At 71.4% G+C, this 10,922-nt stretch carries 13 protein-coding genes; 12 read left to right on the forward strand and 1 reads right to left on the reverse strand.

What is annotated here, in order from left to right; genetic code table 11:
- Positions 1 to 5: 5 nt before the first annotated feature.
- The 10 genes from ABD832_RS04185 (at position 6) to ABD832_RS04230 (ending at position 4,850) form a co-directional block, all read left to right on the forward strand.
- Positions 6 to 398 carry a hypothetical protein gene (locus ABD832_RS04185; protein ID WP_344888536.1) on the forward strand — a complete coding sequence of 131 codons (393 nt, stop codon included), beginning with the start codon at positions 6 to 8 and terminating at the stop codon, positions 396 to 398.
- Between the two features lie 21 nt (positions 399 to 419).
- Complete coding sequence (locus ABD832_RS04190) at positions 420 to 1,355, forward strand: phage major capsid protein (RefSeq protein ID WP_344888539.1); 936 nt, start codon at positions 420 to 422, stop codon at positions 1,353 to 1,355.
- 9 nt (positions 1,356 to 1,364) lie between these two features.
- Complete coding sequence (locus ABD832_RS04195) at positions 1,365 to 1,730, forward strand: hypothetical protein (protein ID WP_344888542.1); 366 nt, start codon at positions 1,365 to 1,367, stop codon at positions 1,728 to 1,730.
- Positions 1,731 to 1,807: 77 nt separating this feature from the next.
- Entirely contained in the window at positions 1,808 to 2,263 is a 456-nt protein-coding gene (locus ABD832_RS04200) for a hypothetical protein (protein ID WP_344888545.1), read from the forward strand.
- A gap of 9 nt (positions 2,264 to 2,272) precedes the next feature.
- Positions 2,273 to 2,728 (forward strand): hypothetical protein, encoded by a 456-nt coding sequence (locus ABD832_RS04205; protein WP_344888548.1) that lies wholly within the window; start codon positions 2,273 to 2,275, stop codon positions 2,726 to 2,728.
- Between the two features lies 1 nt (position 2,729).
- Positions 2,730 to 3,146, forward strand: a complete 417-nt coding sequence (locus tag ABD832_RS04210; RefSeq protein ID WP_344888551.1) for a hypothetical protein — start codon at positions 2,730 to 2,732, stop codon at positions 3,144 to 3,146.
- A 36-nt stretch (positions 3,147 to 3,182) separates the two neighbouring features.
- On the forward strand, positions 3,183 to 3,506 hold the full coding sequence (locus tag ABD832_RS04215; protein ID WP_344888555.1) for a hypothetical protein: 324 nt from the start codon (positions 3,183 to 3,185) through the stop codon (positions 3,504 to 3,506).
- Positions 3,506 to 3,841 carry a hypothetical protein gene (locus ABD832_RS04220; protein WP_344888558.1) on the forward strand — a complete coding sequence of 112 codons (336 nt, stop codon included), beginning with the start codon at positions 3,506 to 3,508 and terminating at the stop codon, positions 3,839 to 3,841. Before ABD832_RS04215 ends, ABD832_RS04220 begins: the two co-directional genes overlap by 1 nt.
- Positions 3,841 to 4,401 carry a phage tail tube protein gene (locus ABD832_RS04225; RefSeq protein ID WP_344888561.1) on the forward strand — a complete coding sequence of 187 codons (561 nt, stop codon included), beginning with the start codon at positions 3,841 to 3,843 and terminating at the stop codon, positions 4,399 to 4,401. Before ABD832_RS04220 ends, ABD832_RS04225 begins: the two co-directional genes overlap by 1 nt.
- Positions 4,401 to 4,850, forward strand: a complete 450-nt coding sequence (locus ABD832_RS04230) for a hypothetical protein (protein ID WP_344888564.1) — start codon at positions 4,401 to 4,403, stop codon at positions 4,848 to 4,850. The genes ABD832_RS04225 and ABD832_RS04230 overlap by 1 nt, the downstream gene beginning before the upstream one ends.
- On the opposite strand, the gene ABD832_RS04235 is transcribed toward ABD832_RS04230, so the two are convergent.
- The gene (locus ABD832_RS04235) at positions 4,841 to 5,080 is read right to left on the reverse strand and encodes a hypothetical protein (protein ID WP_344888567.1); all 240 of its coding nucleotides are present in this window, start codon (positions 5,078 to 5,080) and stop codon (positions 4,841 to 4,843) included. The two genes, ABD832_RS04230 and ABD832_RS04235, sit on opposite strands and share 10 nt — an antisense overlap.
- A gap of 22 nt (positions 5,081 to 5,102) precedes the next feature.
- Here ABD832_RS04235 and ABD832_RS04240 point away from each other — a divergent pair, with 22 nt between their 5' ends.
- Together ABD832_RS04240 and ABD832_RS04245 are read left to right on the forward strand one after the other, a co-directional pair.
- Complete coding sequence (locus tag ABD832_RS04240; protein WP_344888570.1) at positions 5,103 to 9,431, forward strand: phage tail family protein; 4,329 nt, start codon at positions 5,103 to 5,105, stop codon at positions 9,429 to 9,431.
- Entirely contained in the window at positions 9,428 to 10,612 is a 1,185-nt protein-coding gene (locus ABD832_RS04245) for a hypothetical protein (RefSeq protein ID WP_344888573.1), read from the forward strand. The genes ABD832_RS04240 and ABD832_RS04245 overlap by 4 nt, the downstream gene beginning before the upstream one ends.
- Positions 10,613 to 10,922: the final 310 nt, after the last annotated feature.

Below are 10,922 nucleotides of genomic sequence, written 5' to 3' on the forward strand. Positions count from 1 at the left end.
CCGCCGTGGCTGACTACCTCCCGATCTTCCTGCCCGGCAACACCGTCACCCTGACCGCGTCGGCCACCATCACCGGCGGCCAGCTCCTCGCGGTCACCGGCAACGGCACGGTCGGCCCGGCCGCCGCGGGCAGCGCCTCCTTCATCGGCGTCGCCGCCGGCGACACCGGCTCCGGCGGCCGCGTCACGGTCTACCCGCGCGGCACCATCCACGAGGGCACCGCCGACGGCGCGATCACCGCCGCCGACCAGCTGCAGGCGGGCGCCACCGGCAAGGTCAAGGCGCTCGCCGCCGCCGGCGCCGCCACCTCCGCCGACATCACCGCCGCCCGCGCCGTCATCGGCGTCGCCCTGACGACCGCCACGGATGGCACCCCCGTCCGCTGGATGGCCTGGTAACCCCCGAGAGGAACGAACAAGATGCCCGTCAACCCCCCGGGGGCCCCGACCCTGTCCGGTGACCTGCTCACTATTCACCGGATGCTCGAATCCCCGACCCTGATCCGCCGGCGCCTGCGCACCATCGCCGACATGCGATTCGTCGCCGACCGGATCCTCACCCAGCGCCTGAGGTCCTCGGGCGGCGCCGTCCTGTACGACGTCTCCGAGCCGATCATCAACTCCCGCCCGGTCGAGGCCGTCGCGCCCGGGTCAGAGTACCCGCGCGCGGTCACCGCCGAAGGCGTCGCCGCCCTGGCGGCCGTCACCAAGTGGGGCCAGAGCACGAGGTTGACCGACGAGAAGATCAAGCGGCAGCGCATGCCCGGCGACGAGCTGGACCGGGTCCTGCGCAAGGTCGTCAACACGATCGTCTCCAAGGTCGACGCCGTGGCGCTCGCCGCAGTCGCCTCCGCGGTCACCGCGACCGTCGACGCCGACACCTACGGGGGCGCCTGGAACGCCGGCACCCCGCAGATCCTGCGCGCGATCGAGGTGGCCAAGGCCGCCATCTCCGACCTCGACATGGGCTACGAACCGGACACCATCCTGATGTCCAGCAGCACCTACGCGATCGTGGCCAGCGACGAGAAGGTCGCGGCGCTGCGCCGGCGGGAGACCACCGACAACCCCATCTACGGCGGCCAGATCGAGACCATCGCCGGCCTCGTGGTGGTGGAGGCGCCCGCGGCGCGGCTGCCCACCAACGACGTGTGGATCCTCGACAGCCGACAGCTCGGCGGCATGGCCGACGAGGCGAACGTCGACCCCGGCTACACCGTCGACGAGATGGCCGTCCAGGTGCAGTCCAAGCGCATCGCCGAGGCGGACGCGTGGGACGTGTGGGGGCGCCGCATCACCGTGCCCGTCGTCATGGAACCGGGCGCTGCAACCCGCATCGTCGACACGATCGACTAGGAGACCCGCATGTCGAAGCAGTACCAGGTCATCGGGGCGCTCGTCACGAACGTGCCGATCGACACCCCGAACGGGGCCGCGCTGAGCATGTTCCACCAGCACGCGATCCTGCCGCCGGGCGTGCCCGACGACCGGATCAAGCACCTGCTGTCGGTCGGCCTGATCAAGGAGGTCGGCGGCGCGCCGGAGCCCGCCCCGGCCGAGACGAAGACGCCCGCCCAGGAGCAGGAGCAGAAGTCCGCCGTCAACGCCCGCTCGTCCAAGGCTGAGCTCGTCGACTACGGCGTCGCCCAGGGCGGCCGCCGGGACGAGCTGGAGCAGCTCAACCTCAAGGAGCTGCAGGGCCGCTACCTCAAGGGCGCCCAGCAGCAGTAGAACGTGGCCCGGCCTCAGGGTTCGCCTCCGTGGCCCCGGGGCCGGGCCACCCACCACAACAGAACAGGGAGGGGCTCGTGGCTGAACCATGGGCGCCGTCACTGGAGCAGGTGGCCGACCACATCCCCACCCGTACCCGCTCCACCGCCGCAGCCCCGGGCGACGACAGCCTGCTGATGACGTTCAACACGACGACAACCCCCACCGGGGAGCAGGCGCAGCGGTTCATCGCCTCCGCGGTGTCGGAGGTGCTCGGCGCCGTCGCCGGCCGGATCCCCGACACCCCGACCTACCTGCGGACGCTGGCGCAGAAGGCCGCCGCGCTGCGCGCCGCCGCCGACATCGAACTCGCCTACCCAGACCGGGACGCCGACGTCGACGTGTCCGCCCGCCTCGACCAGCGCGCGAAAGACGCGCTGCTGCGCCTGGTGGACGCGGCCAGCGATGCAGCCTCCCCGGGCTCCGAGGGGTCCCTGCTGCCCGTCTGGTCCATGCCTGCGGTCCCACCCTGGCCGGGCGACTACCTGCTGTAGGAGGCGATCGTGGCCGCTGGCGGTCGGGGCATCGACATCCGGTTCAACGAGCGCGCTCTCGACGAACTGCTCCACGGCCCAGACGGACCTGTCGGCCGCCAGATGGCCCGGTACGGGGAGATCGTCACCCAGGGCGCCAAGCGCCGGGCCCCGGTCTCACCGCGCGGGTCCGGCGGCCGCCCGTCCGGCTACCTCCGGTCAAAGATCGGCTGGCAGATGGGGCGCGACGCGCTCGGCCTGTACGTCGACATCGCCTCCCCGGCCCGCACCCCGCAGGGCGAGCCGTACGGCCTGTTCATGGAAGTCGGCACCCGGCCGCACGTGATCCGGCCCAAGAAGCCCGGCGGCTGGCTGCGCTGGGTCGGCTCCGACGGCAAGGTGCGGTTCGCCCGAAAGGTCAACCACCCCGGCACCAGCCCTCAACCGCATCTGCGGCCGGCGCTCGACGACATCCGCAGGGCCTGACATGGGCTACGTCGTCGCCGTCACCGCCGTCCGCGCCTGGATCAACACCCTCGACACGCTCGTCGGCCCGGGCCGCCCGCTGGCCCTCGGCGCGTTCCGCCAGCACCCCCGCTCGCCCGGCCACGGCGCCTACGCCCTGCTGTCCCGGGTCGGCCGCGGCGCGGACCTGGTAGCCGAAGACACCATCGACAGCCCCCGCATCAGCGCGAGCATCTTCGCCGGCACCGACGAGGCGGCCGAGATCGCCGCGGTCGCCTACGCCAACGCCGTCGCGAACCTCCGCGGCGCCCCCGCGGTCATGGGTGAGACGCGCTGCCTGACCGCCGACGACATCGTCGGCCCGCTGCTCGTGGACAACCACGACAGCGACCGGGAGCAGTACCAGTACCTGGTCGACGCCTCCTTCTTCCTGTTCTGACCCACCCCCACTGTTCGCCTGACCTGGAGGAACCCCATGGCGGCATTGACCACGCAGGTGCTGGTGCCCGGCGGCTCAGCATCCACCCTCACCGCCGCGTCCGGCGGCGGCGACACCGCCACCCCCGGCGACGGCGTGTGGCTGGAAGTGAACAACGGTGACGCGTCGTCGAAGACGGTGACGCTCGCCACCCCCGCCACCTACAACGGCCTGGCTATCGCCGACCGCGCCGTCACCATCCCGGCCGGAGAGCGGTGGAAGATCCCGCTGCCGCGCATGTACGCCGGCGGGGACGGCCAGGCCTCCATCACCTACTCGGCTGTCACCTCCGTGACGGTCGGCGTGTTCAGGATCGCCTGATGGCCCGCCAGGACCAGCCGAAGGGCGAGCCGCAGTCCGTCCGCGAGGTGGCCCTCTCCGACACCGCGGACGCCACCTCGACGGTCGACACCGAACCGGCCAAGGACGAGACCAGCGCGCCGCCGTACTACATCGCCACCCGGCCGCTGTTCATCGGCGGCCAGTTCGGACGCGCCTTCAACGCCGGCGACCGCGTCCCGCCCAGCCACGTCGAGACATACGGATGGGCCGACCACGTCCGCCGCCCCGACGAGTCCGAGCAGCCGCCCGCTGTCCCCCAGACCATGCCTGAGACCGCGAGCGGCCAGGCCACCAGCAAGGAAGGTGACGCCTGATGCCTCGTGGCAACCCCGGAGCGCTCGCGCTCGGACCCGGCACCCTGTACATCGCGCCGCTCGGCACCCCGGAAATCCCGGACAACGACCTCGTCACCCCGTGGGCGTCGGTGTCGGCCGGCTGGATCCAGCTCGGCTACACCGCCGAAGGCTCCACGTTCAACTACTCGGTGGACACCGAGAACGTCGAGGTGGCCGAGGAGCTCGACCCCATCGCGGTCGCCCTCACCTCGCGTGAGATGAACATCGACTTCGCCTTGGCGCAGATCACCGCGACCAACCTCAAGACCGCGCTGAACGGCGGCACCATCACCGCCGGCGCCGGCGCCGTCACGTTCGAGCCGCCGCAGCTGGGCGAGGAGGTGCGGACCATGCTCGGGTGGGAGTCCGAAGACCACACCGAGCGGTGGATCTACCGCAAGTGCCTGCAGACCGGCGGCATGGAGATGAGCCGGCAGAAGGGTGCGGCGAAGGCCACCATCAGCTGCTCGTTCAAGCTGGAGAAGCCGCTGAACGGCGGCGCCCCGTTCAAGGCGATCCTCGACATGGCGAGGCTCTGATGAGCAGACGCTCCTACACCTCCGCGGGCCGCCAGCATGACGCCCCGGCGCTCGACTTCGAGCTCGACGGCGTCACCTTCGTCGGCGAGGGCGACATCAGCGTCATGGACATGTCGGAGTACGCGCGCCTGGCCACCCAGGGCGTGGACTCCGAAAGCCCCGAGGGCGTCGCGATCCTCGCTGACGTGTACAAGGGTCTGCTCGGCGACCGGGTCTACAACCGGTTCCGCGCCCACTGCCGCAAGCACGGCACGGACGGCGAGACGCTGGTGACGATCCTGCAGGACCTGATCACGGCGGCCGCGGGCCGCCCTACCAGCAGGCCCTCGGACTCCTCCGATGGGCCGCAGATCGCCCCGGATACGCAGACGGTCGTTTCCTTCTCTCGGGGCACCGTCGAGCAGGTGGCGGCGGCGAAGCAGGAGCCTCAGCTGGTGTCCTACGGCTGAGCGACCTGCCGCTGCCTGACTTCCTCGACGTCGTCCACACCCTGTGGATCGAGTGGCGTGCCGAAACGCTGCGCACCACCGCGCTCCTGGCCCTGGCCGACGCCCTGGAGAAGGTCGAAGCGGACCCGCATGTCGAGTTCGACGACCTGTTCACGCCCGCCGCTCCGGCCCGTCAGGACCCGGAGGAGCGCAGGCGGGTAATCGCCCAACTGCTCGCCGGATAACTCCATAACGCCAGGCGAGGGGGTCACGTTGGTTGCCCTCGCTGAGGCGTTCGTTCGCGTCCGCGCCGACACCAGCTCGGTCAAGGACGACGTACGGCGCGGCTTCGACGACGCCGGAAGCAAGGCCGGCGACGACTTCGGGCGCTCCTTCAGCCGGGACGCCCAGGGCCGCATCCGCGACGAGCGCGGGCACTTCGCCGCCGAAGGCCGAGGCCTCGGCGACGCCGCAGGCGCAGGCTTCACCGACGAGTTCGGGCGCCGCCTCAAGCGGGACGTCAACGGCAAGCTGCGCGACGAGCGCGGCAAGTTCGTCGCCGAAGGCGAGGGCCTGGGTGATGCCGCGGGCGACGGCTTCACCGACGGCTTCCGGCGTTCCGCACACGCCGCCGGAGGGTTAAGCGGCGACCGCGGAAAGTTCGAGGAAGAGGGCCGAGACCTCGGCGACGCCGCAGGCGACGGCTTCGGCCGCGGCTTCGGCAGCCGGCTGAGCGGCGTCGGTGACATCGCGGCCCGAGCTCTTGATGCGATCACCCCCCGCCTCGGCGGCCTCGTGGGCGGGTTGGGGTCGGCTACCAGCGCGGTGGGCGGCCTGGTGTCCGGGATTGGCCGTCTCGCCGCCACGGCCGGCGTGTTCTCCACCCTGGCCGCTGGCGCCGGGGCTGCGGCTGTCCAGGTCGCCAGCCTGGTGGCTGCGCTCGCCCCCGCCGCGGGCGCGCTCGCCGCTCTCCCGGGTGGAGTGCTGCTCGGGGCCGCGGCGATGAGCACGCTCAAGGTCGCCTTGGCGGGGGTTGCGGACGGCTTCGCCGCAGCTCTGAGCGGCGACTACGAGACGTTCATGGAAGGCACCAAGGATCTCGGCGCCGCCGCCTCCGCGGTGGCGTACGAGCTGTTCCAGATGGCCCCCGCGTTCCAGGGCATCAAGCACGCCGTTCAAGACGCCCTGATTGGCCCGCTGGTCGGGCAGATGTGGAGTCTGCTGCCCGCCATCAACGCCGTCCGCGACGGCATGGTTGACGCGGCCGGTGCGTTCGGCCGGGGCGCGCTCGAACTCGTCGAATTCGCGCGGTCGGCGGAAACCGTCTGGGCCATCCGCTCGATCTTCATGTCGTTGCGTGACGCGGTCGACGCCATGCTGCCCGCCCTGCAGCCGCTCCTGGCCGGATTCCGCGACCTGGGCGTCGTCGGCGCGGGCTGGCTGGCCCGCCTGGTGCCCGGCATCGCCGAAGCCGTCGAGCATTTCGGCCGGTTCATGGGCCACGCCGCCGCGTCCGGTCAGGCACTGGCGTGGCTGGACGGCGCGCTGGCCGTGTTCAAGCAGCTGGGCGCGATCCTCGCCGACCTGGGCGGCATCGTCTCCGGCGTCTTCGGTGCGATGGCCAGCGCCGGCGTCAACACGCTCGGCGTGCTCGGCCAGATGCTGGACGCCGCCAACGCGTGGGTGCACTCAGCCAGCGGCCAGACCGCGCTCATCAGCGTGTTCCAGTCGCTGGCCGAAGCCGGCCGGGCGCTGGTGCCCGTCGTCCAGGCCATCGCCGAAGGCATCGGCACCCTGGCGCCCACCGTGGCGGCTCTGGCCACCGCGGTCGGCCCGATCCTCACCTCCGCGATCCAGGCGCTCCTGCCCGCCCTGTCCGCGGTCGCCCCAGGCGTGTTCGCCGTCGTGGCCGGTATCGGCGCCGCGGTGCAGACCATCGGCCCCGCTCTGGCGCCGCTCGGCCAGACCATCGCCTCCGCGCTGGCGGCGATCGCTCCGCTGTTCGCCCAGATCGGCGCCGCCGCGGCCGCCATGCTGCCGGGCGTCTCCGCCGCCATCGGCGGCATCAGCGCCGCGGTCGGCGGTCTCGCTCCCGCCTTGGCGCCGCTGGGGGCGACGATCGGCGCCGTCCTGACGTCGATCACCCCGCTGTTCGCCGCCGTCGGGCAGGCGGTGGGTGCGCTGCTGCCCGGCATCACCGCCGTCGTCCAGGGGATCGGTACCGCGGTCGGCGGCCTGGCTCCCGCTCTGGCGCCAGTCGGTGCGGCGATCGGCGGCGTCCTGCAGGCGCTGGCGCCTCTGCTACCCGTCGTCGGCCAGTTCGCCGCGTTGATCGCCACCAGCCTCGCCGGTGCGGTCGCGTCAGTGACACCGCTGCTCGCACCGCTCGTGGGAGCGTTCGGCCAGTTCCTGACCGCTGTCTCACCGCTGATCTCGCAGCTGATCACGCTGGCGACGACGGCCCTGTCGGGGCTGCTGCAGGCGCTTGCCCCCATGCTGCCGGTGGTCGGCGCGCTGGCCGCTGACCTGGGTGGTGCACTCATCGGCGCGGTGAGAGCGCTGATGGGCGCACTGGCTCCGCTCGCCCCGGTACTGGGGGAGATCGGGGCGCTGATCATCAATGTGGTCGCCGACGCCATCCGTGCGCTGACCCCGCTACTCGCACCGCTCGTGAGCGCGTTCGGCCAGCTCATCAGCTCGGTGGCGCCGCTGGTGCAGCCGGTCGTGAAGCTCGTGACGGCGATCGTGTCGGGCCTGCTGCCCGCGCTGACGCCGCTGCTCCCGCTGGTCGGCCAGGTCGCCAACCAGGTCGGCACCGTTCTGCTGGGGGCGTTCACGCAGCTGATGCAGGCGCTGATGCCGCTGGTGCCGGTGCTGTCGCAGTTGGTGACGGCCATCGTGGGCGCGCTGCTGCCCGCGCTGCTGCCGCTGATCCCGATCGTCACGCAGATCATCACGCAGCTGTTCACGGTCACACCCGCGTTCGTGGGCCTGTGGATGGCGTTGCTGCCGCTGCTCGCGCCGCTCAGCCAGGTCGCCCAGGTGCTGGGCACCGTCCTGGTCCAGGCGATGCAGGTGCTCGCCCCGTTCATCGTGCAGATCGTTCAGCTGATCTCCAGTCTGCTGCCGGTCATCACGCCGCTGATCAGCCTCGTCGCCCAGGTGGCCGGTCAGCTGGGGCAGATTCTCGTGCAGGCCATCACCATGCTGGTCGGCGCGATCACCCCGCTGATCCCGATCATCACGCAGGTGGCGCAGCAGATCGGCACCGCGCTGCTGAGCGCGCTGACGGCGCTCGCTCCGTCGCTGGCCACCCTGCTGCAGGCGTTCGTGTCGCTGCTGCCGGCGGTGACGCCGATCGTCGCCATCGTCGGCGAGCTGCTGGTCGCGTTCGCGCCGCTGATCGCGTCGGTGCTGCCGGTGCTGACGTCGCTGATCCAGTCCCTGGTGCCGGTCGTCGTGATGATCGTCGAGGCGTTCGGTGGGCTGCTCAACGCGTTGATGCCGATCATCCAGGTCGCCGCAGATCTGATCGTCGCGCTGATGCCGCTGGTGCAGTGGCTGGTGCAGCTGGTGGCGACGGTCCTGCAGCACGTCATCCCGGCGCTGGGCCAGCTGATCCAGTGGATCGTCGATCTCGCTTCGAAGATCGTCACGGCGATCACGCCGGTGATCGCGTGGCTGGCCGAGCGCTTCAAGTGGGTGGTTGACCAGGTCGTCGGCTTCTTCAAGTGGCTCTACGACGTGCTGGTCGGCCACTCGATCATCCCGGATCTGGCGAACGCGCTGAAGGACTGGTTCAACAAGGCCGTCCAGTGGATCATGGACGCGATCAACGGGCTCCGCGAGATCCCCGGGAAGGTCGCCGCCTGGTTCGACGACATGAAAGATCGGTCGATCAAGCTGGCGGGCGATCTCGTGGACTGGCTGCGCGGCCTGCCCGGCAGGGTGATGGACGCGGTGGGCGACCTCGGCAGCCTCGCCGGCCGGGTCGGCGACTGGTTCGGGCAGATGAAAGACGCCGCGATCGGCCGGGCAAACGACCTGATCAACTGGCTGCGCGGTCTGCCCGGCACGATCATGGGGATTTTCAACAACCTGGGCGGCATGCTCGGCACGATCGGCCACAACATGGTCATCGGCCTGTGGAACGGGTTCGTCAACACGTGGAATTCGTTCATGAGCATGCTGGGGAACCTGTTCTCCAACATGGTCAACTGGCTGCGCAGCATCCTCGGCATCGCCAGCCCCAGCAAGGTGTTCGCCGCGATCGGCAAGCAACTCCCCGCGGGCCTGGCTATTGGCATAGACGCGGGGGAGCCGATGGTGGCGGCCGCCACCGAGCGCATGGCCGGGGTCGCGTCCGCGTTCGCGGTGCCCGACGTCGCGCCGGCCGGTGCAGCGTTCGGCGCTGCTTCAGCGGGCGGCCTCGGAGCCGCAGCCGCGGGTGTGAGTACCGGCGGTGGCGGGGTGACGATCCAGGGCGACCTGGTGATGCAGGTCGAGGGTGTGCTGGATCCGTCCCGGCCAGACGCCTACCGGACCCTGCTGGTGCAGCTGCGGAATGGGCTGCGGGACCTGGATCGGGAGGTGTACGCGTGAGCGACCTGATCCTCGGCCGGCTGACCCTTCGGGAGACGTTCGCGCTGTCGGAGACCGTCAACAGCGACGGCGCCCGGGTGATGAGCCTGGAGGGCAAGGAGGTCGCCCCGCTCATCACCCGGGCGGAGCTCCTCGAGCGGATGGAAGGCGCGCTCGGCCTGGTGGGTGCTCTCGTGCCCGCCCGCTGGGCGGAGAAGTCCGAGCGGAACGGCTACTACACGATCACCGACGCGTCCGCGGACTACGTCGACCGGTTCGCCCAGCGGCTGGCGTGGGTCACCTGGAAGTTGTCGCTGCGCCGCCACGGCGCGGACTCCGACGTCGACCTGGAGTCCCGGCTGACCGGGGCCCGGCGCGCCAACGACTTCGGGTTGAGCGGGGAGCGGTGGCATGCGCCGCCGATCGGCCACTACGCGCTGCACACCGGCGCGACCCTGCCGAGCACGATGACCCGGGCCACCACGGACGGGCCGATGACGGTCTACCGGGGCGTGCCTGCCGGGGCGTCGCCGCGGTGGGGATGCGCCGTCGGCGACTACATGCGCGGCCGGGCCCGGATCCTGTCGGCCGGGTGGGAGCGGGTGGGCACCGGCTACCGGGTGGACGCGGCGGGCTGGGAGCTGTCGAACGGCCTGCTGCGGGTGCGGCCCTTGCTGGCGGGCGGCTCGCTGGAGGTGGCGTCGTTCGTCGGCGGGGTGTGGCGGCCGCGGGCGTGGTGGGTGGACGTTGGTGGTACGCAGGTGGCGCGGTGGGAGTCGGCCACCATCCTGCGCAACGACCCGGAGCAGTGCATCGTCCGGCTGGTCGAGCACCGCTCCCCGGTCGGCCGGACCGTCCTGGACCTCACCCTGCGGCGGGGCTCCCGCATCGCGGAGGGGTACGTGCAGCGCGGCGACTCCGGAACCCTGTCGGTCTACCTGGCCACCGCGGAGACGCTGACGGACGGCACCTCGTACGTGGTGCGCACCAGCGACGACGCCGACGGCAACCGGGTGACCGCCGGGTCGGCCCGAAACTTCAACCCGCACGCGAACGGCGGGCTCGTGAAGACCGCGAGCACGGCGATGGACTTCTACCTCGGCACCGTGGCGGGCGGCGGGTCGGCGGTCTCCGGCGACACGGCCATCCACCTGCGGGACCAGTACATCGGGGCGCTGCCGGGAAAACCACCGCTGCCGTGAGGAGGTGACCGGGTGGCTGTTACCGAGGTGCTGATGGGGCTCGGCGGCTGGGCCGTCCAGCTCAGCGAGGAGACGCCGCGCGAGGTCCTCGACCGGCTGCAGTTCTTCGGCCATGTCGCGCTGGTCCGGGCCGGGTCAACGTGGCCGAGTACCAGGACGAGCTGCTCACCATGGCCCGCTACGTCGGCGTGCTCACCGGCCGCGAGAGCGAGCATCGCAAGGTCATCAAGGGCCAGGGCATGGCCGTCTGGCTCGGCGACTCCGACGACAAGGGCGAGGTCCTGGAGTCGCCCATCCAGATCACCGGCGC

The organism is Streptosporangium longisporum (assembly GCF_039534895.1).
GTDB classification, from domain to species: domain Bacteria; phylum Actinomycetota; class Actinomycetes; order Streptosporangiales; family Streptosporangiaceae; genus Streptosporangium; species Streptosporangium longisporum.